Source organism: Dongia sp. (genome assembly GCF_041906375.1).
Lineage (GTDB): Bacteria > Pseudomonadota > Alphaproteobacteria > Dongiales > Dongiaceae > Dongia.
On record NZ_JAYRJJ010000001.1, the window covers coordinates 271,875 to 293,035 of the forward strand.

Consider the following 21,161-nt stretch of genomic DNA (forward strand, 5'->3'; position numbering starts at 1 on the left):
CGGGGGTGCACCCATCGCTGGGCAACAAAGCGTCGATCTCGGTGGAATTGGCGGGACCGGACGGGGGGGAACACCCAGTCCGGCCCCGCCGGGTCGATATCAATGCGTTTCGCCGACGGCTTGCTCTGCTTGTTTGATGGCGGCGGCGCGTTTCTCGATCTCGGCACCGATCGGCGGTCCCTGGAACCGGTTCCGCTCGAAGCCGAACCAGACGATCGCCGTCAGGACGAGGAAGCCGATGGTGATCCACAGCGCCTTGTAGTTGGGTGGCTGGATGCCGATGACGAAGATCAGCGCCATGGCGAGGATGGAAAGGATTGCGAAGACCTTGTACCAGCCGCCGATATTCCACGGGCCCATCTGCGTCCAGGTCTTGTTGAAGGCGAGGAGGCCAAGGGCGATCGGCACCGTGAAGGAGAGGAAAAGGAAGATCACGGTCACCGAGACGATCGTGGTGTAGAGCGGTGTGTAGGCGGTAAAGAGGATCGCGAGGACCGACCCGGTCCAGATCGCCGCCACCGGCGTGCGGTAGGTCGGGCTCACCTTCTTCAGGATGCTCGAACCCGGCAACCCGCCATCGCGCGAGAAGGCGAAGATCATGCGCGAGACAGAGGTCACCGTGGCCAGGCCGCAGAGATATTGTGCGACGAAAATCGCCACCAGCAGGACCATCTTGAGCGGTGCCGGCAGGACTTCGTTGAGGGTCCAGAAGAACACGTTCCAGCCCTGGCCGGCAGCCGCATCCATGTTGGGAATGGCGATGACCACGGCGATCAGGAACAGCCAGCCGAACACGCCCGACCACCAGACCGACCCGATCATCGATTTCGGCACATTCACCGCGGCCTTCACGGTTTCTTCCGACGTGTGGGCCGAGGCATCATAACCGGTGATGGTATAGATCGGCAGCAGGAGGCCGAGGGCAAAGAGGAAGCCCACCGATTCCGTGCGCGGCCAGACCCCGGCGCCGGCATCGCCGCTGTAATTGGCGAAGGTCCACAACCGGCTGAAATCGTAGCTCGGCGCATAGGCGAACAAGGCAAGAGCGAGGGCGACCGACCCCAGCAGGATGAGATAGCCGCTGAAATCGGTCAGCAGGCTGGTGAGCTTGATGCCCAAATGATTGATCAAGGCCTGGCTGGCGGTAATCACGATCATGAAGATCAGCTGTTCGTTGAAGGTCGCCTCAAGGCCCAACTGTTCGCCGAAGGCACCGAGGAAGAAGGTCCAGGTGCCGACATTGATGGCGCCCAGCACCGTGACGAGGCCGATGAGGTTGAGCCAGGCGGTGAGCCAGCCAGATCCTTTGTTGCCGAGGATCGAACCCCAATGATAGAGACCGCCCGCGGTCGGATAAGCCGACGAGATCTGCGCCATGGCGACGGCAAAGACGCCGGAAATGAACACGCCGAGCGGCCAGCCGATGCCGATGGCGGCGCCACCGACGCCGCTTAAGCCCTGGCCGAGCGAATTGATGCCGCCCGACAGGATGCAGATGATCGAGAAACTGATGGCGAAGTTCGAGAACCGGCTCATCCGCCGCTCGAGCTCCTGGGCATAGCCCATGCTGTGGAGGACCTTAACGTCTTCCTTGTGGTCGGCGTCGGAATACCCGGCGCTGCCCGGCGTCGTATTGTCGGCCATTTTCAACCCCCTCTGTCCCGTTGTGATGTCGTCAAGCCGGTGTCTTGGAGCACCTTGGCCGGCCGTCATAGGCCAACCCAGCGTGACGTTGCGCTGGGTCCGGTGGGGTGCCAATATCCCAAAGGGGCTACCAATGGCGGTTAGCCGCCGTTGCGGACGCTGGCGATGACGGGGCAGGCTTCATTGAATGCGATACGGGACAGCTCCGCTGCGGTACCGGAGCGCGACCCGCTCGCAGCCTTGTCCGCCTGGCAGGTGGCGAGCGCCGACATTCTGGCGCGCATCGACGAACCCGACCTTCCGGCAATCCTCGATGCTGCCCTCAAGCGCCTGGCGCCCTATGACCTGTCCTGCGCCTTTGCCTATCCGGACGAAGCACCGCCGCTCTTCATTTACAATGGGATCGGCGCGCCGGGGGCGGCGCTCGACAGTTACGTGAAGGGCGCGCATCTGCTCGACCCCTTTTCAACCGCCTGTGCGCGGCGCGTGCCGGACGGGCTTTACCGCATGCGCGATCTGGCGCCCGACGACTTCTTCGCCGGCGAATATTTCAACTCCTGGGAAGTGCATCCCTGCATCTCAATGGAATCCGGCTCGCTGGCGGAGGAGATCGGCTACCTCGTGACCCTGCCCGGCGGCTTCATGGCAGCCTTCTCGTTGATGCGCAGCAATGACAAGCGCCCCTTCAGCGCCGCCGAATTCGCCTTGCTGCAGGCGGTCGAGCCGCTTGTACGGCAAACGATCCGCCGGCAATGGCGGCATCTGCGCCCCGACCCCGACGGAGGGGATGAGGCGCCGGCCTGGTCGGCCAAGGGGGCCGTCATGGAACGCGCCTTCGAGAGTTTCGGTGCCGGCCTGCTGACGGCGCGCGAGCAGATGATCGTCCAGCACGTGCTGCGCGGCCATTCGGCCTATTCGATTGCCGACCGGCTGGGGATCGCCGAAGGAACGGTGAAAAACCACCGCAAGAGCATTTATGCGAAACTGGGTCTCGCCAGTCAGCAGGAACTCTTCGCCCGGTTCATCGAACACATGTTGCGCTGACCGGTCTGGGTGCGGGTCAGGTCTCGGCCCACATGCGCATGAGGTTGGTGTAGAGGCGGAAGGCTTTGTCCGTCTCCGGCGACTTCGGGTCGAGAGCGTGCAGCTTGTCGCGCACGTCAAGTGCATCCGAGAGAAACTGCCGGTGCCGCTCGTCGCGCACATAGGATTGCACCCAGGTGACCGCGACGAGGCGCTCGCCTTTGGTCACCTCGGCCACTTCATGGAGCGTGCCGGAAGGGTAGACGACCGCATAGCGCGCCGGCAGCTTCACTTCCTGGACGCCGAAGGGTGAGTGGATGACCAACTCGCCACCTTCATATTCCGTGGCATCGTTGATGAAGACCGTGACGGAGACGTCGGTGCGGTCGCGTGTTGCGTTCGAGCCCATGAGGGCATCGTCGACATGGGCGCCATAGGTCATGCCAGGACGATAGCGGCTGATCAGCGGCGGGCGGATACGATGCGGGATGGCACCGCGGCGAAAAGCCGCCGACCGGTTGAGGGCCGCAAGGACGATTTCCTGCAGCTGCTTCTTGTTAGCCGCCGTCTTCGAGACCTGCTCGTTGTTCTTTACCAGCTTGGCGCGGAAGCCGGCCGTTTCCTTGCCGTCGACAAAGGGCGCATCCGCCGCCAGGGCCTTGAGCTGCTGCTGTTCCTCTTCGGTCAGCACATCGGGGATGATGACGATCATGCGCTTTGGTCCAGTGGAAATGTTGCTCTAGCGCAGCATCTGCCGCACGCGGGCGAGGCTGTCAACCAGCCGGTCCACATCATGGATTGTGTTGTAGACCCCGAACGAGATGCGCGCCGTCCCGGTGATACCCAGATGCTCCATCAAGGGCTGGGCACAATGGTGTCCGGCGCGCAGACACACACCGCTTTCCCCGAGCAGGGTGCCGATATCATGGGGATGCAGCCCGTCCATGACAAAGGACAGGATGCCGATCCGCTTCTTCGGCGCGCCGACGATCTTCAGGCCGGCGATTTCTGGCAGGCGGTTGGCGGCATAATCGGCAAGAGCCGCGTCATGGGCGCCGATGGCGTCGAAACCGATCTGCTCGATAAAGTCGAGCGCCGTTCCGAAGGCAATCGCGGCAGCGATCGCCGGCGTGCCGGCCTCAAAGCGTCGGGGACCATCGGCATATTCGGTATGCTCGAGGCTGACCGAGCGGATCATGCCGCCACCGCCCATGAAGGGCGGTAGGTCGGCCATGAGGCTCGCTTTCACGTAAAGTGCACCGATGCCGTCAGGTCCATAGAGCTTGTGCCCGGTGACCGCGAGGAAGTCGCAGTCAAGCGCCTGCACGTCGAGGCGGAAATGAGGTGCTGCCTGGGCGGCATCGACCATTACCAGGGCGCCGGCGCGATGCGCCATGGCGATGATCTTTTTGAGGGGCGTCACCGTGCCGATGGTGTTGGCTGCCGCCGTGATGCAGACCAGCTTCGGCTCCCGTGCCAGCAGCATCTCATAGCGTTCGAGATCGATGTCGCCATTGTCATCGATCGGAATGCCGGCCAGGCGCAGGCGCCGCCGTTCCTTGAGCAACTGCCAGGGCACGATATTGGCGTGATGCTCCAGCAGTGAGACGAGCATCAGGTCGCCGGGACGCAGGTTGTGGTCGCCATAGGCATGGGCGACCAGATTGATCGCCTCGGTGGCATTGTGGGTGAAGATGATCTCGTCCCTCTCCGCCCCCAGAAAGCGCGCTACCCGCACCCGCGCCTGGTCATAAGCCTCGCTGGCATCTTCGCTCAAAGGATAAAGGCCGCGATGGATGTTGGCATATTCGCCGCGGTAGAAGCGGTCGAGCCGGTCGATGACCACATCCGGCTTCTGCGCGCTGGAGGCGCTGTCGAGATAGACCAGGTCCGGCGCATTCTGCAGCAGCGGGAAACGCGCGCGCGGCACCAGAGGAGCGGCGGCGATAGGGGTGGCTGCGGGAGCTTGCGGAAGGTGTTTAGGCTGCGACATGCCGGTTCAAATTCCAGATCGCCGTGGGTGAGATACAGGGGTGGCCGGCGACCATCACGCGGGTGCTGGGGGCGATTAGTCAAGGCCGGCGATGCGTGCTTTCGCTGCAATGCAAAAATTTCGCGGCCGGTCAGCATATGAGTTCAAGCTATGGTGATGCGAAGATTGTTTGTATGCAAATGATCTTCCCTTGAATGTCGCCAAAATCCATGTTTTGCTCGCATGCGAAGGCACCGCTCCGTGTGCCTGTTGAGGAGGGTGAAATGACTGGGACGACGCGTGGGCTTAAGGGCGGCCTCGGCAAGGTGTCGCGGCGCAAATTTGTGGCGGGTGCATCGGCAATCGGCTTGGGTTTGGGCGTGTCGCCCTTCATCAGCCGCCGCGCCGCCGCCGCGGGCGAGGTCAAGGTTCTCAACTGGCAAGGCTATGGCACCGACGAGAAATGGGCGCTCGAGGCGTTCAAGGCGGCGACCGGGCTCGATGTGGTGCACGAATATTACAACTCCGAATCGGAGATGATCACCAAGCTGCAGACCAATCCCGGCGTGTATGACGTCATCGTCACCAATTGCGCCTGGAACGGTCGGGCCTCCGAACTCGGCGTCATCCAGCCGATCGATACAGCCCAGATCAGCAATTTCGCCGATCTCAACCCGGCCTTCCGCGATTCCAGCCTGCTGAACGTCGACGGCAAGAATTACGGCGTGGCCTGGGTTTGGGGCATTACGGCCGTCGCCTATTCGACGGACGTCTTCAAGGAGGCGCCGGAATCGCTCGAAGTGCTGTGGGATGCCAAGAACGCCAAACGCGTGGCCCTGCGCGACGACGCCATCGAAGCCGTCGGCTTTGCTGCCATGGCGACCGGCCAGGACATGAACAACCCGGCCGATCTGGAGAAGGTCAAGGCGAAGCTCATCGCCCTGAAGCCGAACATCGCTTTGCTCTGGTCGTCAGAAGACGAATGGAACAAGCAGTTCCAGGCCAAGGCCTTCGACCTCTCGATCTATTGGAGCGGTTCCGCGTTCCGCAGCAAGAATTCCTTCAACCTGCCGGTCGGCTATGTCGTGCCGAAGGAAGGCGCTGTCGGCTGGTTCGATGGTCTGGCCATCGGCAAGGACGCCCCGAATGCCGAGGGCGCCCACAAGTTCATCAACTACATGATCGACCCCGCCTACTACATTAAGTGGGCAGAGGTCGGCCCGCCGGCTTCAGCCAACAATAAGGCCATGGCGGCGCTGCCGGATACCGACGCGTCGAAGGCCTTCTATCTCGACCAGGAGAATGTGAAGCGTCTTCAGTTCATGGCGCCGATCTCGGACGAGAACCGGCAGAAATATTCGGACCTCTGGGCCGAGGTGAAGACCGAATACGCCAAGTAAGCGCGCTGTCGGACAGGAACGAAGGACGCCGCTCCGGCATATTGCGGAGCGGCGTCATCGTTCGAGGACCATCGCATGCTTCCCACAACCCGCACCCGCCTTGCCATTCTGACGCTGACCGGCCCGGCCTATCTGTGGCTGGCGCTCACTATTTTCCTGCCGCTGGCCGCCATGCTGGCGCTGAGTTTCCTCGACAAGTCGCCATTGGTGCCGAAGCCGGCGAGCTTTACGCTCGACAATTACGGCGCCTATTTTGCCAAGTCGTTCTATTGGCCGCTGACGCGCTGGTCGATCGAGCTCGGCCTCTGGGTGACCTTCTTCTGCCTCGCCATCGGCTATCCCGCCGCCTATGCGCTGGCCAAGAAGGTCAAGGGGCGTTGGCGCGAAGCGATCTTTCTGCTCATCGTGCTGCCTTTCTGGTCGAACGCACTGGTGCGGATTTTCTCCTGGACCATGGTGCTGCGCCCCAACGGCATCATCGATCTTGGCGTGCAATCGATCTTTCCGGGGGCGCCGACGGTCGATCTCCTTTTCACCTATCCGGCGGTCGTCATCGGCCTGGTGCACTCCTATCTCCCTTACATGATCCTCACCTGCTACATCGCCCTGCAGGCGATCGATGACAGCCTCATCGAAGCAGGCCGGTCGCTGGGAGCCACGAAATTCACCACCTTTCGCCGCGTCGTCCTGCCCTTGAGCCTGCCCGGCATCGTTTCGGGCGCTGCACTCATCTTTGTGCCCGTCATCGGTTCCTTCATGGAACCGCGCATCCTCGGCGGCACCAAGGGTGCCACGCTCGGCATGAATATCGAGGAGCAGTTCACGGTGACCGCCAACTGGCCGCTAGGTTCGGCACTCTCCTTCGTGCTGCTCGCCATTGTGCTCATCATCTTTGGCATCCTCTATCCCTTCCTGCGCAGATCGGGGGGAAATGCATGAGGCGGCTGGTCGATGGCGGCATTCGTCTTTATCTCATCCTGGTGCTGGTCTTCCTGTACCTGCCGATTCTAGTGATGGCGCTTCTCGCCTTCAACAAATCGCCGCTCTATGGCCTGCCCTTCGAGTTCGACTTCGTGTGGTTCAGGGCGCTGGCCGAAAATGACCGGCTGCTCAAGGCGGGCATGAACAGCGTGCTCATCGCCATTGCCAACACCGTCATTGCCACGTCGCTCGGCACCATGGCGGCAGTGGCGTTCGGTCGCTATACCTTCCGCGGCAAGACCATGCTGCAGGCGCTGCTCTTCCCGCCCATTGCCATTCCATGGCTGGTGATCGGCACCGCGATGCTGGTGTTCTTTTTCTGGATCGGCAAGGCGATCGGCCAGCCGGGTATCGCACGCGGCCTTCATGCCATTCTGCTGGGGCATGTGGCGCTCTCTCTGCCCTATGTGATCTTCGTGGTCGGCGCCCGCCTCAACGATTATCCAAAGGCGCTGGAGGAGGCGGCAGCCACGCTGGGGGCGACACCCTGGCAGGTCTTCCGCCGCATCTCGGTACCGATCCTGGCGCCGGGCGTCGTTGCCGCCTCGCTCTTTGCCTTCGCGGTATCCTTCGATCAGTTCGTCATTTCATATTTCCTGGCCCCGCCCGGCGTCACCACATTGCCGGTCGAGATATACACCTCGATCCGCAAGGGGTTCACGCCGGAAATCAACGCCATCTCGACCATCATCATCGCCGTGTCGATGGGATTGATGCTGATCGTGGCCAGGTTCTATCGCTTCGGTGGAGAGAGGTCGGGTAATGAGTGAAGTTGCCGTCACCGGCGCCGCCAAACGCTATGGCAATGTCGCCGCCCTCGATGGCGTCGATCTGACCTTTGCCGATGGCGAGTTCTTCGGCCTGCTGGGACCCTCTGGCTCCGGGAAGACCACCCTGCTGCGCGCCATCGCCGGCTTCATCGAACTGGATGCCGGCGAAATCCGCATCGACGGCACCGACATCTCGCGCATCCCCGTGCACCAGCGCGATATCGGCATGGTATTCCAGAACTATGCGCTGTTCCCGCATATGAGCGTTGCCGAGAACATCGCCTTCGGCCTCGATGTGCGCGGTGTCCCCGCAGGCGAGATCGCGCAGCGCGTCGGTGAAAGCCTCGATCTGGTGCGCCTGTCCGGATTGGAACAGCGCCGTCCCAGGCAATTGTCCGGCGGCCAGCAACAGCGTGTGGCGCTGGCGCGTGCTTTGGTGACTCGCCCCAAGGTGCTGCTGCTCGACGAACCTTTGAGTGCCCTTGATAAACATCTTCGGCAGGAAATGCAGGTGGAGCTCCGCCGCATCCAGCGCCAGATTGGCATCACGACGATTTTCGTGACGCATGACCAGGAGGAGGCGCTGACCCTTTCCGACCGCGTCGCCATCTTCAATAAAGGGCGGGTGGTGCAGGCGGGCAGCCCGCGCGCTGTCTATGAATGGCCGGTCAACCGTTTCGCCGCCGGATTCCTCGGCGAAGCGAATTTCCTCGAAGGCAAAGTGGTCGGCGTCCTCGGCCCTGAAGCGCAGGTCGTCATGCCGGACGGTAGCGCGATCATCGTCACCCACCAGGGTGTCGCCAATGGCAGCGATGTGCTGGTAGCCCTGCGCCCAGAGAAGATCGGCATTGAACCCGGCGGCAGCCAGGCGCCGCGGCTCAACCGTGTCATCGGCCGTGTGCAATCCGCCATCTTCTCCGGCTCGAGCCTCACCTATCGCGTCAGCGTTGGCGACAGGCTCTTCGTCGTGTTCGAGCAGAACAAGAACCGGGCACCTCTCTCCGAACAAAGTGTCGTCACCCTGGAATGGGCGACGGCAGACAACATTCTGGTGCAACCTTGAATGCCCTTCCGCTGACCGATCGCAGCCTCCATATCGTCGTCGACATGCAGGAAGTCTTTGCCAGCAACCCGCAATGGGGATTTGCCGGCATCCACAAAATCGTGCCGGCCATTGCCGAATTGGCGAAAGCCAGGCCGATGGCGACGCTCTGGACCCGCTTCATTTCCGCCCATTCGGCCGAGGAGGCTGAAGGATCGTGGGCAGCCCTCTATCGCAAATGGCCGGGAGCGACCCTGGCGGCCGGTGCCGAAATGGGCATCCTGCCCTCGCTTCTGCCTTATGTGGCCGGTCCAGCGGCGGTGTTCGACAAGCCGACTTATTCGGCCTTTCACAATCCGGCCTTCACCAAGATATTGAAAGAGCGCAGGGCAGACACGCTGGTGATGAGCGGTGTCGAAACCGATGTTTGCGTGCTGGCGACGCTGATGGACGCGGTCGATCGCGGCTATTTTGTCGTCATGCCTGAAGATGCGCTGACCAGCAGCGATCTCGACGGCCATAAGCATATTCTGGACGTCATCCCGCGGAGGCTGCAATCGCAGGTCTATCGTGCGTCGGTGGCGACAATCCTGGAGCAATGGCGGTGATCGGCGAAGGTCTGGCACCCGCGCGCCACTGGAACAGCTGGCGCAGCGAATACCCGGCACAGATGATGCATCTGCCGATGGGGCTGACGGTGACCGTCACCGCCTATGCCGCGGCGGCGGCGAGTTTCACGGACTTTCCCGCCGTGAAGGGCCAGGTCACCTATGGACCTCGCGACGTGACGGCGCGCGATGTGAGCTTTTCGGCCCGGCATGGCGGGACGCATTTCGACTGGCGTTGGGATCAACCGGTCGCCGGCGGCCTGCGTGGCGCTTGGAAGGCGACCGAATTCGGCGAATGGGGTCTCCGCTTCTGGATCATGCCGGTCTTCGCGGTCGAGGGCCGCGACGACATTCTATGGCATTTTGACCCATCGAGCGGCGTGCTCGCGACCATCATCGACGGCCGGCACATTGCCGTCATCGGCAGCCAGGCGCCCCTCATGGCGACCTTCCATGCCGACCGTCCGGCGCTTGCCGCCGAACTTGCCGAATATGGCTATTTCTATCTCGGGTCCCGCGGCACCAGCGGCAAGATGGCTGTGCTGCGCTACAATCTCGACGAAATGCCGGCCATGCATTTCGCTGTCGGAATCGGGGTCGATGCGGCCGACGCTCTCGCCACGGCCAAGGCAGCGCTCACGGCGCCGCCGCCGCAGGCGCTGCCGGTGCGCGACGAAAGGGGCGCGCTCGACGCCATCCGCGATATCGTCGGCTGGAACTCGGTCCATGATTTCATCAATGACTGGCCCTATATGAGCCTCAGCCGCACCTGGGTCGCGCAGAAATTCGGCGGCTTCGGCCTGTGGCTCACCGACATCTTCTATCATGCCATGGGGTCGGCCCTGCTCGAAACCGACATGGCCCGTGAGAATATCCGCGCGGTGCTCGCGACGGAGACACCGCAGGGCAATCTGCCCTGCCTCATCACCGGCCGTGACCAGTGGATAGACCGTTCGCAGCCACCGGTCTGCTCGTTCATGCTGTGGAAGATCTGGAAGCATACCGGCGCCGACGATCTCGTCGAGCTTGGCTACAGGAAGCTGCTCCGCGCCCATGATTGGTGGTTCACCCATCGCGATGGCGAAAATCAGGGATTGATGGGCTGGGGCAGTTCGGCCGGAATCGGCGACGGGCTATACAAAAGCACTAAACTCGGCGCCAAGAATGAATCCTCCATGGACAATTCGCCGATCCATGACGAGACACAGTTCGATCCCGCCACCGGTTGCCTCGATGCGGCCGATGTCGGCCTGAACGCGCTCCTGGTGGTAGATGCCGAGGTGCTGGCCGATTGGGCGAAACACTTGGGCGATCGGGCGACGGCCGATCGCCTACTGCAGCGTGCTGCTGCCCTGCGCCAGCGCATTGCAGACAGATTGTGGGACAGCAGCCGGCGGATATTTGCCAATCGCCGCTGGTCGGGCGATTTCGTGCGCAGCCTGGCGCCCACCAGCTTCTATCCGCTGCTGGCCGATGCCGCTGATCCGCAACAGCAGCGGGATTTGTGCGCTGCCTTGGCCGACCCCGCGAAGTTCGGCGGCAAATGGCGCCTGCCTTCGGTGACGCGCGACGATCCGGCCTATCATGACAATGTGTATTGGCGCGGCCGCATCTGGCCGCCGCTCAACTATCTTACCTATCAGGGGTTGAAGCGGGCCGGGCTCGACGATATCGCCGCGAGCCTCGCTGAGGATTCGGCGGAAGTCTTCGATGCCAGTTGGAAGCGGCGGCAATGCCCGGAGAATTTCAGCGCCGAAACAGGGCTCGGCGATGACCAGCCCGACACCGATCTGTTCTATGGCTGGGGTGTGCTGATGCCACTCGTCTCCGTCAACGAGATCGTGGATGTGACCCCTTGGCACGGTTGGGAGCTGACCCACAAGGCCGGCACCTGGCATCTGGGGCCTCTCAATGCCTTTGGTGGCAGGGTGCTGATCAGGGTCGGCGATGGCCGGCTGACCCTGACACTGAACGACAGGAAGGTCTTTGCGACCGATATCGTCGGCCGCTTCCGTCATGTCGATATCAAACCCGGCCGCCTGTCCTTCGAGCCGCCGTTGGCCGGTGGCAGGATCTATCTCAAAGGCCATGTGCAGCGGGCGAGCTATGGTGCCGCCGTCATCACCGCGCGGCAGATCGGTGACGAGGCGGTGCTCGATCTCCCGGCCGTGGCGGCCCGGCAGCCTTGCATCATCGAGGGGATTCAATGATCGTCGTTTTTGGCTCGCTCAATGTCGACGTGATGATTGCCGTCGATCATCTGCCCTCGCCGGGTGAAACCGTGCTGGGGCCGGGTTATGAACTCACCGCCGGCGGCAAGGGTGCCAACCAGGCGCTGGCCGCCGCCCGTGCGGGCGCCAAGGTGGCGATGATCGGCAGCATTGGCGGCGATCCACTGGCCGAGACGGCGCTCAAGGATCTGCGCGCGGCCGGTGTGGACCTCAGCCATCTCGCCACAGTCACTGATCCCACGGGTCTTGCCGCCATCTGTGTCGACAAGGGCGGCGAAAACCACGTCGTCGTCGCCTCCGGCGCCAATCGCCGGACCAAGGCGGCACAGTTTCCGGAGGCGCTGCTGGGGCCGCAGACCTTGCTGGTGCTGCAGATGGAAGTGCCGCATGGCGAGAATTGGTCGCTCATCCGTCGCGCCAAGGAAAAAGGTGCCCGAATCCTCCTCAACGCCGCCCCCGCGGCCCCCATCCCCAGCGATGTCCTGAAGCTGCTCGACTGGCTCATCGTCAATGAAAACGAGGCGAAGCAGATCGCGGCCGCCTTCGACATTCGCACCGAAGATGCCCGCATGGCGGCGCGTGCCCTGGCGAAGGCGGGAGGCGTCACGGTCATCGTGACATTGGGGGCGGCCGGTGCCGCAGCTTTCCTCGGCTCCGGCGACAGTCTTTCGGTCGGTGCCCTGGCGATCACGCCGGTCGACACGGTGGGTGCCGGCGATTCCTTCGTCGGCGGCTTTGCGGCGGCGACGGATCGTGGCCGCGACCTGGCCGATGCGTTGCGTTATGCCAGCGTCGGCGGGGCGCTCGCCTGCCTGCACCCCGGTGCCCAGCCCAGCCTCCCCATGCTGGTGGCGATCGAAGCGTGCCTGGCCGATCTGCCGGCGGTGCAATCGGCCTAGCGCCGGTGCAATGTTGCCGGCGCGTGCTTGAAATTGTAGTGGGCGAGCGACACCCCTGCGGGTCCCGGCGCGTCGCATTCGATGATGGCGCGGGTGAGCGGGGTAAAGCCGGCGCGGAAATGGTTCTTCGCCTTGACGCACAGCAAGCCCACTTGCGCAAGATCGATCCCGTGCAGGGTGAAGTAGGCGGGGTCGTTCGGCGTCTGGCAGGACGAGGTGACGATCACCTTGATGCCTTCGACTTCGAACATCGCCGTGTTGCCGACATCGACGGCAAAATTGTGCTCGAACGGGCCGACATTGCGGAACTTGCCGTCGGTGAGCGCCAGCACCTTGGCGCTGATGCGCACCGGTTTGCCGAAGGACGTGGTGACTCGCCCGCCGAAAGCGACGTCGAGTGTCGCCCCGATCCCGGCGCGCTGCGCCTCGGCCACCAGTTCCGGGTCCCAGAAGAAACCGAAGACGCAGGGGGCATCCGGCTTGGCATCCAGCAGCGCCCGGAACAGGGTCGGCGTGTCGCCGATCCCGCCCGACAGCGGATTGTCGGCGGGGTCCGTAATCGCCGCCGGCTTGTCGCCCGGTGTTGCCAGCGCCGTGGCGATGGCCTCGGCCGGCGAGGGTAGCTTCAATTCGAAACGATCCTGCCGCGCCGCCATTTCAGCAGCCAGGGTCTTCGCCACGCGTTGCGCCAGCATGCGGTCGCCGTCGGCAAAGACCATTGCGGTCGGTCCGGCGAAAGGTGAATCGCCATAGGCGAAGCCGCCGAACACAGTGGCTTCGAGAATACCCGGTTCGCTCCGCCAATGTGCGGCCAACTTGGCGATCTCCGCCATCGGTCCATCGGTCGTACGCATGTTGAAACTGGTATAGATCGCCGGCACTTTGGCAATGGCGCCGACCGGCTTCACCTTGCCATGGGCGAGGTTGTCGAGCACATCGAGCGCCCTTGCCGCGACCACATCCATATCGATATGCGGATAGGTCTTGTAGCCGACGGCGAAATCGACCAATTCGATCATTCCCGCGCCCAGGTTCGCATGGAGGTCGAACGTGACGGCCAGCGGTGTCTTGCCGATGATCGCGCGCACATCCTGCAGCAGATCGAGCTCGGGCGTCGGATTGCCGCAGGTGATCATGGCGCCGTGCAGCGACAGATAGACCGCATCCCATTTTTGCCGCTGCAGCCCATCGAGCATGTCGCCCCGGATGGCGGCAAAGGCGGAATCCGTGACCGGCCCGCCCGGCGGTGCCGCGGCGCAGCGCAGGAACGTCACCTCCCACTCGGGATGGCTGTCGGCAAAGGCGACGACGGCGCCCATTTCCGTTGCCGTATCGCGGTAAAGCGGCACCGCCGCGTCGCCCTCGACCCATTCCCGCGCCTTGAAGATGTCGAGATCGGTGGCGATGGGCGAAAACGAGTTGCCCTCATACCACAGCCGCGCAACCGCCAGTTTCTTCTTCATATCATCAGACTATTGTTTGGACCGCGAAGCGCCGAAAATAGCCGGAAAGGGTGGCTTGCGTCCATCTCGGGCGCCCGTCTAAAGTCCGGCCGCGACCCGCATACCCATTATCAGGCAGGGGGAATCCATGGCCCGCGACCCACGTTACGACATTCTGTTCGAGCCGGTGAAGATCGGCCCGGTCACGGCCAGGAACCGCTTCTTCCAGGTGCCGCATTGCAACGGCATGGGTCACCAGCATCCCCAGGGCCATGCCGCCATGCGCGGGATGAAGGCCGAGGGCGGCTGGGCGGTGGTGGCGACCGAGGAATGCGAGATACACCCCTCCGGCGACGTTACCCCCTATGTCGAGGCGCGCATCTGGGACGATCACGACGTCCCCTATCTCTCGATGATGACGGAAGCTGTGCATCGCCACGGCTCGCTGGCGGCGGTCGAACTGGTCCATAACGGCCCCACCGCCTCCAACCTCTACAGCCGCGAAGTGCCGATCGGCCCTAGCCACCAGCCGACCAACTACTATCCGTTCCAGGCGCGCGCCATGGACCGCGAGGATATCCGCAATTATCGCCGCTGGCACCGTGACGCCGCGATCCGCGCCAAGAAGGCAGGTTTCGACATCATCTATGTCTATGCCGGCCACGATCTCTCGCTGCCGATGCATTTCCTGCAGAAGCGCCGCAACCAGCGCACCGATGAATACGGCGGCAGCCTCGAGAACCGCGTGCGCCTGTTCCGCGAGCTGATCGAAGAAGCCAAATCGGCCGTCGGCGACACCTGCGCCATCGCTGTCCGTTTCGCCGTCGAGGAAATGATGGGCGATGACGGCGTCTCGATTGAGGGTGAGGCCAAGGACATCGTCGCCATGCTGGCGGAACATCCGGATCTTTGGGACGTCAACGTCTCCAACTGGAAATACGATTCCCAGACCTCGCGCTTTGCCGAGGAGGGCTATCAGGAACCTTTCACGTCCTTCGTCAAGAAACTGACCAGCAAGCCGGTCGTGGGTGTCGGGCGCTACACCTCGCCCGATCGCATGGTCTCGCTGATCAAGAAGGGCGTGCTCGACATGATCGGTGCGGCGCGTCCGTCGATTGCCGACCCCTATCTCCCGAAGAAGATCGAGGAAGGCCGGATCGAAGACATCCGCGAATGCATCGGCTGCAACATCTGCATCACCGGCGACATGACCATCACGCCGCTCCGCTGCACGCAGAACCCGACCATGGGCGAGGAATGGCGCAAAGGCTGGCATCCGGAAATCATCCCGGCCAAGGCCTCGAACGACCGTGTCCTCATCGTCGGCGGCGGCCCGGCGGGTCTCGAGGCCGCGCGCGCCCTGGGCCTGCGCGGCTATGAAGTGGCGCTGGCCGAAGGCTCGACCGAGCTTGGCGGTCGCGTGAACAAGGAATCGCGCCTGCCCGGCCTTTCCGCCTGGGGCCGCGTGCGCGATTACCGCTTGGGCCAGATCGGTAAGATGAGCCATGTCGAAACTTATCTCGACAGCCGGATGGAAGCCGCCAACATCCTGGAACAGGGTTTCGAGCGCGTGGTGCTGGCGACCGGCAGCCATTGGCGCAAGGACGGCGTCGGCCGCTCGCATGGCCGGGCGATTCCGGGCCTCGACGGCGCCAATGTCTTCTCGCCCGACGACATCATGGAAGGGCGCATGCCGCCCAGCGGTACCGTCCTGGTCTATGACGACGATCTTTTCTATCTGGCCGGCGTCCTTGCCGAGCGTCTGGTGAAGGCCGGACTCGACGTCGTCTATGTGACGCCGGGCGATACCGCCTCCAGCTGGACCAGCAACACGCTCGAAGTCATCTTCATCAACAAGCGTCTGCGTGCGCTGGGCGTGCGCGTCATCACCGCCCACGATCTGGTGGCGGTGAAGGACAATGTCGCCCAGCTCGATTCCGCCTATGGCGAGAAGCCGCATTACATCGCCGTTGATGCCATTGTGCCGGTAACAGCGCGCCTGCCGGAGGAAGCGCTCTATCACGCGCTGATGGCCAACCCGGATGCCTTGAAGGATGCCGGCATCAAATCCGTGACCCGCATCGGCGACTGCCTCGCCCCCGGCCTCATCGCCTACGCCGTCTATGCCGGCCACCGCTATGCGCGCGAACTGGATACGAACGACACCTCGGAAGTGAAATTCCGCCGCCCGCTCCCGATCATGGCGACATCGTAAGGCACCGAAGGCCCCTCACCCCAACCCCTCTCCCCGGAGGGGCGAGGGGCTTTAAGGCTACCGCGCTCGAAACCCCCTCGCCCCGCTTACGGGGAGAGGGTCGGGGTGAGGGGCACCTCAATCCGGCATGGACCTTGCGCCGACATGCGGCATGTGCTCACCACGCGGGTCGAGTTCGGGGGCGCCGTAGGCGCCTTGCACGGCGGGGACGGCGACGTAATTGCTCTGTTCCTCCGGCGTCTTCGCCTTGCGCCGCAGCACGCGGTAGAGGGCAAAGGCGGCGATGAGGCCATAGCCGAAGCCGACGAAGAGAAAGAGGCCGTGCGGCCCCATCTCGTTCATGCTCACGCCGGCAAGCGACGGCCCGATCGAAGCGCCAAGGCCCCATGCAAAGAGCAGGCCCGATGACGCCGCGACGAAATCCTTCCTCGCGACATAGTCGCTGGTCTGGCCGATACCCAGCGCATAGAGCGGCGATTGGAAGGCCGACAGCAGAAAGAAGAGCGCCAGCAGGAACATGTAAGGCAGTTCCGGCGTCGCGAAGATGATGAAGCAGAGCAGGGCCGAGGCCGCCACGGTGCCGATGATGATCGGCCGGCGGCCATAGATATCGGCCGCATGGCCGATCGGGAATTGCGCAATCAGCACGGCGATGGTGCCGATGGAAATGAGGAAGGACAGTTCCTTCTCCCCCATGGCGAGGCCGTCGATATAGGCCGGCAGCAGGCCATAGAGCGAGCCGTTGAGAAAACCGGCGCCAAAGCAGCAGACGACCCCCAGGGGCGACGCCTTGAAAAGACGTGGGATGGAAAGATGGGTGTGCTCGGCGATGACCGGGTTGCCGATCTTGGTAAGTCCCAGGGGGATCATGGCGCTGGCCAGGCACAGGACACAAAGCGCGAAGAGGAGGATGCCGGTCGGATCGTCAAGATTGAGCAGCAAAGGCGAGACGCCCGAGGCGCCCCAGCTCACCGCCGTATAGATCGCGAAAATGCGGCTCCTGGTCTCGTCGGTCGATTTGTCGTTGAGCCAGGATTCGATCACCACGAAGCCGCCGGCGAGTGCAAAGCCGGCGATGGTGCGCAGCGCGATCCAGAAATAAGCGTCCTGGATGACCAGATGCAGAACAGTGGCATCGGCGGCCAGCACGACGAAGACGCCGAAAGCGCGGATATGTCCGACCCGCTTGATGATCCGCTGGCAAATCAGGGTCCCGGCCAGGAAGCCGACGAAATAGGCTGAAGCGGCGACGCCGACGACGATCGAGGAAACGCCCCAGCGCGCCAGCTGGATGCCGATCAGCGGCATCAGAATGCCCAGGGCCGTCTCGATCAGCGTGATGCCGATCAAAACCGGCAAAACCGGCTGCATCACCCGCCAAACGCCTTGAAGCATATTGATTACCCCTGAATGCCGCTCGTCCCCGGCCGCGAATGTAGCTGGCCGGGCAGGGGTTTGGCTAGGGAGGGGCGCATACCGAACGTCGTCATGCCCGGGTCAAGCCCGGGGATGACGATCCATTGTCTAGCCCACCAAACTCTCCGCCCCGCGCTTCAACAGGCCGTTGGCGATGATGATGCGCTGGATTTCGCTGGCCCCTTCCCAGATGCGGTCGACGCGGAGCTCGCGGTAGAAGCGCTCGGCGACGTTTTCGCGCATATAGCCGCGCCCGCCGAAGATCTGCACGGCACGGTCGGCGACGCGGCCGGCCATCTCGGAGGCATAGAGCTTCACCATGCTGCATTGCGCATGGGCCGTCTTCACATCCGCACCCGCATCGATGGCACGCGCGGTTTCGTAGGTCATGAGGCGGGCCGCGAACAATTCGGTGACGCTGTCGGCCAGCATGAACTGCACCGCCTGCTGCTCGGCCAGCGGTTTGCCGAAGACGATGCGGCTTTTGGCAAAGGTCGTCGCCTCGTCGATAAGCCGCTCCGCCGAGCCGCAGCAGCGCGCGGCGATCATCAGGCGTTCGTGCCGGAACCAGGCATAGGTGAAGCCCATCCCGTCGCCTTCGGCGCCGATGCGGTGACTGACCGGTACCCGCACATCGGTGAAGCGATAGATCGGGTGATGCGCGCGGTAGTTATGCGTATAGGCCGGCGTGCGCACGATCTCGACGCCCGGCGTGTCGTGATCGACGAAGAACAGGGCATGGGCGCCCTTGTTCGGCCCGTCGGCGATCTTGGCCTGGAAGAACATGTAGTCGGAAAGGTTGGCGCTGGTCACATGCCATTTCTCGCCATTGAGCACGTAATGATCACCCTCTCGCCGCGCCGTCGACTGGATGGCATCGACATCGGAGCCGGCCTCGGCTTCCGTGATGGCGTAGCATTCATGCCGCGCACCGCTCATCAGCGGCTTGATCCAGCGGTCGATCTGCTCGGGCGAGCAGGCTTCCAGCATCCATTTCTGCGGATTGTTGGCGCACCAGCCCAGCGCATTGGTGACGCGGCCGGTCTGCTCCTGCGCCACCGCCTGTTCCAGCGTCGTATAACCGCGCCCGCCCAACGCCACCGGCATGTCCATATTGTCGAGGCCAGCTTCTATGGCCTTCTCCTTGATGCGCGTCCAGGCATCCTCCGGCACCAGCCCGTCATGCATCTCGGCATGCACTTCCCAGGGGATCAATTCGGCATCGACAAAGGCGCGCACGCGCGCCTGGATCTCGCGGGCACGGGGCGGCAAGGGCAGGGTCATGGAAATCTCCGGTGGATGGGTCTCAGGCGGCGGCGTTGCCGTTGGCGGGCAGCTTGCCGCCAAATTCCTTGGGGAAGAGGCCGGCCAGGAAGGCGCGGACGCTGGCCTTGGCGGTGTCGCGGTCGGTCTGCTTGGGATTGAGCAGTATGTCGAGCCACAGCCCGTCGATCATGGCATTGAAGCCGCGGGCGATGAGCCCGGCATCGAGGCCCTGATAGCCGCCCTCGTCGATCAGTGCCTGGAAGCTGCCGGTCGTCGCCTTCTGGAACGAGGTGGAAAGATCGGCGCAGAGCTTCAGGAATTCCGGCCGCCAGCGCGTCTCGCCCCAGAAGGCGTACCAGACGGTGACATGCTTGCGGTTGGCATGGGTGCGGGCGAAATCCGCCTCGATCATGGCGTCGATCTGCGCAGCCGCACTCTTGCCGGCCTTGGCGAGGACGCCCTGCATATGCTGTTCGTAATCCTCGACCAGATGCTTGAGGGTCGCGATCAGCAGCGCATCCTTGCTCTTGAAATAGAAATTGACGATGCCGACGGAGAGGCCGGCCGCGGCGGCGACATCGGCGATCTTCAACTCGGTAAAGCCCTTGCGGGCGATCCCGTCGATGGTCGCTTCGATGAGCTGTCGACGCCGAGCCTCTTTGGCTAATTCGCGGCTCATACCGGTTCCAGATCCCCATTTGGGCGGCAGACCGGGCCAGAAGAAGCGGCTCATGGCACCGGACCTTTTCAGGCCGCCGACCGGGCTCCGCTCCGCAGGGCGTCGTTACGCTGCCGCAATGTTCCGGAAGCGGGCGCCTGGGTGTCGGTGACGACGGGGCAGGCGGCGCGAATCCGATTGTGGAAATCTAACACCGCATGCTCGTAATTGGAAAGCGGCCCCGGCTCATAGCCATGCGACCCCATGCCGTCCTGGACCCGCTCGCAAAGTTCCCGGTCCTCCAGCCCGACCTGCCGGTTGATACGGGCGTTCAAATACTGCATCGCCTTCTCTTCGCGGCTGGAACCGGGGCGCACGAAGATGGGGTAGCGCATGACGCAGGTCCGGCCGCTCTGGGGCAGGATCTGGAAAATGTCGAAGCTGTCCGGATAGATGTCGAGCCCGATATTGGGCGCCAGCGAGAAAAAGGTCCAGGTCTGCCGGGCCGCTTCCGGCAAATACGGGAAGGCGCCCTTGGCGAGGTGCTGGTACATCCGTTCGGCCCGGTTGGCCGAGGGCGTGCCTTTGAGCACGCTCTTGCTATAGGCGATGCCGTGGCTGTTGATGACCCCGGTCAAATCGCTGTCCAGCATCCGGTGAAGGCCGGGATGCCCGATCGGGATGTGATAGTTCTCAAGATTGTTGTCGACCGCGATCTTCCAGTTGCAGTCCCAGGTGTCGACCCAGGTCTCGCCGCCCGGCACCATCTCTTCCAGCCGGTAATCGGCGATGATGTCCGCCATCTCCCCGAAGCTCTCGCGCAAGGTCGGGCCGCCCGGAATGACGCGGGTGAAGACCATGCCGGACAGGATCTCGATCTCGATTTCCTTGAGGCCCAGATGTTCTTTTTCGACGCCGGGGAAGGTCTTTTCCGCCGGCACCCCTTTCAGCTCGCCGGAAAGGTCGTAGCTCCAGCCGTGATAGGGGCAGGTGATCCGCGCCTTGCAATTGCCGGCGCCGGTCAGCAGCTTTGCCGCGCGGTGGCGGCAGACATTCATGAAGGCGCGCAGGACCATGTCCTTGCCGCGCATGACCAGGATCGAATCCTTCTTCATGTCGAGCGTTGCATAGTCGCCGGCATTGGGGACCTGGGAGATGTGGCAGGCGAACTGCCAGCTGGGCAGGATCAGGTTCTCGTATTCGATGTCGATGAGCTCGTCGCTGGCATAGGCCCAGGCCGGCAAGCTCACCGGCAGACCGCCATGGCGCGGCGTTGAGGGGCGTGGCGCTTTTGCGCCTTTGATATCCTGCATCATCGTCATCATCCCGCTCCGATTTGTCGTTGGCGTTTATATGTCGTGATTTTTAGTTTGCTAAATCAATAAAGTCAATGATTTCATGTTAATAGAACTAATATATTGAACGATGGTTCAATCAAAAACCAAGCAAATCAACAACTTGGCGCCCCGGTCCTAAGGACGGGCGGAAAGGGCGGGGTGCAAGTGAGGATGGGGTGAGGCGGGGGTGGCGTACCCCCCACTCTAACTCTCCCCCTCAAGGGGGGGAGAGGACTGCACCGAGTGTGTTGGGGAGA

General features: G+C 63.1%; 17 protein-coding genes. 9 read left to right on the forward strand and 8 right to left on the reverse strand.

The features are described from left to right. Window positions 1-99: 99 nt before the first annotated feature. Window positions 100-1,644 carry an amino acid permease gene (locus tag ACE3OA_RS01290; protein ID WP_374306975.1) on the reverse strand — a complete coding sequence of 515 codons (1,545 nt, stop codon included), beginning with the start codon at window positions 1,642-1,644 and terminating at the stop codon, window positions 100-102. Window positions 1,645-1,809: 165 nt separating this feature from the next. Between ACE3OA_RS01290 and ACE3OA_RS01295 the strand changes: the two genes are divergently transcribed. Then, entirely contained in the window at window positions 1,810-2,688 is an 879-nt protein-coding gene (locus ACE3OA_RS01295; RefSeq protein ID WP_374306977.1) for a response regulator transcription factor, read from the forward strand. Window positions 2,689-2,704: 16 nt separating this feature from the next. Here ACE3OA_RS01295 and ACE3OA_RS01300 read toward each other — a convergent pair whose 3' ends face one another. Further along, window positions 2,705-3,379 (reverse strand): Fe2+-dependent dioxygenase, encoded by a 675-nt coding sequence (locus ACE3OA_RS01300; protein WP_374306979.1) that lies wholly within the window; start codon window positions 3,377-3,379, stop codon window positions 2,705-2,707. Between the two features lie 27 nt (window positions 3,380-3,406). Next, a complete protein-coding gene (locus tag ACE3OA_RS01305) occupies window positions 3,407-4,660 on the reverse strand; it encodes an aminotransferase class V-fold PLP-dependent enzyme (protein WP_374306981.1) in 1,254 nt (417 codons plus the stop codon). A 263-nt stretch (window positions 4,661-4,923) separates the two neighbouring features. Here ACE3OA_RS01305 and ACE3OA_RS01310 point away from each other — a divergent pair, with 263 nt between their 5' ends. The 7 genes from ACE3OA_RS01310 to ACE3OA_RS01340 all read left to right on the forward strand — a co-directional run bounded on the left by ACE3OA_RS01310 (window position 4,924) and on the right by ACE3OA_RS01340 (window position 12,570). After that, entirely contained in the window at window positions 4,924-6,039 is a 1,116-nt protein-coding gene (locus ACE3OA_RS01310) for a PotD/PotF family extracellular solute-binding protein (protein ID WP_374306983.1), read from the forward strand. A 75-nt stretch (window positions 6,040-6,114) separates the two neighbouring features. Further along, window positions 6,115-6,978, forward strand: a complete 864-nt coding sequence (locus ACE3OA_RS01315; protein ID WP_374306985.1) for an ABC transporter permease — start codon at window positions 6,115-6,117, stop codon at window positions 6,976-6,978. Continuing rightward, window positions 6,975-7,790, forward strand: coding sequence for an ABC transporter permease (locus ACE3OA_RS01320; protein WP_374306988.1), 816 nt, complete (start codon window positions 6,975-6,977; stop codon window positions 7,788-7,790). Before ACE3OA_RS01315 ends, ACE3OA_RS01320 begins: the two co-directional genes overlap by 4 nt. Next, a complete protein-coding gene (locus tag ACE3OA_RS01325) occupies window positions 7,783-8,853 on the forward strand; it encodes an ABC transporter ATP-binding protein (RefSeq protein ID WP_374306990.1) in 1,071 nt (356 codons plus the stop codon). Before ACE3OA_RS01320 ends, ACE3OA_RS01325 begins: the two co-directional genes overlap by 8 nt. Beyond that, entirely contained in the window at window positions 8,850-9,440 is a 591-nt protein-coding gene (locus ACE3OA_RS01330) for a cysteine hydrolase family protein (protein WP_374306992.1), read from the forward strand. Before ACE3OA_RS01325 ends, ACE3OA_RS01330 begins: the two co-directional genes overlap by 4 nt. Continuing rightward, window positions 9,437-11,650, forward strand: a complete 2,214-nt coding sequence (locus ACE3OA_RS01335; protein WP_374306995.1) for an amylo-alpha-1,6-glucosidase — start codon at window positions 9,437-9,439, stop codon at window positions 11,648-11,650. Before ACE3OA_RS01330 ends, ACE3OA_RS01335 begins: the two co-directional genes overlap by 4 nt. Then, complete coding sequence (locus tag ACE3OA_RS01340) at window positions 11,647-12,570, forward strand: ribokinase (RefSeq protein ID WP_374306997.1); 924 nt, start codon at window positions 11,647-11,649, stop codon at window positions 12,568-12,570. Before ACE3OA_RS01335 ends, ACE3OA_RS01340 begins: the two co-directional genes overlap by 4 nt. Here ACE3OA_RS01340 and ACE3OA_RS01345 read toward each other — a convergent pair. Then, a complete protein-coding gene (locus tag ACE3OA_RS01345; RefSeq protein ID WP_374306999.1) occupies window positions 12,567-14,033 on the reverse strand; it encodes a M81 family metallopeptidase in 1,467 nt (488 codons plus the stop codon). The genes ACE3OA_RS01340 and ACE3OA_RS01345 overlap by 4 nt on opposite strands. A 127-nt stretch (window positions 14,034-14,160) precedes the next feature. Between ACE3OA_RS01345 and ACE3OA_RS01350 the strand changes: the two genes are divergently transcribed. Then, on the forward strand, window positions 14,161-16,227 hold the full coding sequence (locus ACE3OA_RS01350) for an FAD-dependent oxidoreductase (protein ID WP_374307002.1): 2,067 nt from the start codon (window positions 14,161-14,163) through the stop codon (window positions 16,225-16,227). A gap of 117 nt (window positions 16,228-16,344) precedes the next feature. Here the strand turns inward: ACE3OA_RS01350 and ACE3OA_RS01355 are convergent, their stop codons facing one another. The 4 genes from ACE3OA_RS01355 to ACE3OA_RS01370 form a co-directional block, all read right to left on the reverse strand. Beyond that, complete coding sequence (locus tag ACE3OA_RS01355; protein WP_374307004.1) at window positions 16,345-17,622, reverse strand: MFS transporter; 1,278 nt, start codon at window positions 17,620-17,622, stop codon at window positions 16,345-16,347. 129 nt (window positions 17,623-17,751) lie between these two features. Next, window positions 17,752-18,927, reverse strand: coding sequence for an acyl-CoA dehydrogenase family protein (locus tag ACE3OA_RS01360; RefSeq protein ID WP_374307007.1), 1,176 nt, complete (start codon window positions 18,925-18,927; stop codon window positions 17,752-17,754). 22 nt (window positions 18,928-18,949) lie between these two features. Next, window positions 18,950-19,588, reverse strand: coding sequence for a transcriptional regulator BetI (gene betI / locus ACE3OA_RS01365; protein ID WP_374307009.1), 639 nt, complete (start codon window positions 19,586-19,588; stop codon window positions 18,950-18,952). Between the two features lie 68 nt (window positions 19,589-19,656). Then, window positions 19,657-20,883, reverse strand: a complete 1,227-nt coding sequence (locus ACE3OA_RS01370) for an aromatic ring-hydroxylating dioxygenase subunit alpha (protein ID WP_374307011.1) — start codon at window positions 20,881-20,883, stop codon at window positions 19,657-19,659. Window positions 20,884-21,161: the final 278 nt, after the last annotated feature.

Bases quoted from the DNA above. Each gene is read 5' to 3' on its own strand.
- ACE3OA_RS01345 (WP_374306999.1), bottom strand. From the start codon at position 14,033: ATGAAGAAGAAACTGGCGGTTGCGCGGCTGTGGTATGAGGGCAACTCG.
- betI (WP_374307009.1), bottom strand. From the start codon at position 19,588: ATGAGCCGCGAATTAGCCAAAGAGGCTCGGCGTCGACAGCTCATCGAA.
- ACE3OA_RS01290 (WP_374306975.1), bottom strand. From the start codon at position 1,644: ATGGCCGACAATACGACGCCGGGCAGCGCCGGGTATTCCGACGCCGAC.
- ACE3OA_RS01350 (WP_374307002.1), top strand. From the start codon at position 14,161: ATGGCCCGCGACCCACGTTACGACATTCTGTTCGAGCCGGTGAAGATC.
- ACE3OA_RS01325 (WP_374306990.1), top strand. From the start codon at position 7,783: ATGAGTGAAGTTGCCGTCACCGGCGCCGCCAAACGCTATGGCAATGTC.
- ACE3OA_RS01355 (WP_374307004.1), bottom strand. From the start codon at position 17,622: ATGCTTCAAGGCGTTTGGCGGGTGATGCAGCCGGTTTTGCCGGTTTTG.
- ACE3OA_RS01295 (WP_374306977.1), top strand. From the start codon at position 1,810: ATGACGGGGCAGGCTTCATTGAATGCGATACGGGACAGCTCCGCTGCG.
- ACE3OA_RS01305 (WP_374306981.1), bottom strand. From the start codon at position 4,660: ATGTCGCAGCCTAAACACCTTCCGCAAGCTCCCGCAGCCACCCCTATC.
- ACE3OA_RS01315 (WP_374306985.1), top strand. From the start codon at position 6,115: ATGCTTCCCACAACCCGCACCCGCCTTGCCATTCTGACGCTGACCGGC.
- ACE3OA_RS01360 (WP_374307007.1), bottom strand. From the start codon at position 18,927: ATGACCCTGCCCTTGCCGCCCCGTGCCCGCGAGATCCAGGCGCGCGTG.
- ACE3OA_RS01320 (WP_374306988.1), top strand. From the start codon at position 6,975: ATGAGGCGGCTGGTCGATGGCGGCATTCGTCTTTATCTCATCCTGGTG.
- ACE3OA_RS01300 (WP_374306979.1), bottom strand. From the start codon at position 3,379: ATGATCGTCATCATCCCCGATGTGCTGACCGAAGAGGAACAGCAGCAG.
- ACE3OA_RS01370 (WP_374307011.1), bottom strand. From the start codon at position 20,883: ATGATGCAGGATATCAAAGGCGCAAAAGCGCCACGCCCCTCAACGCCG.
- ACE3OA_RS01340 (WP_374306997.1), top strand. From the start codon at position 11,647: ATGATCGTCGTTTTTGGCTCGCTCAATGTCGACGTGATGATTGCCGTC.
- ACE3OA_RS01310 (WP_374306983.1), top strand. From the start codon at position 4,924: ATGACTGGGACGACGCGTGGGCTTAAGGGCGGCCTCGGCAAGGTGTCG.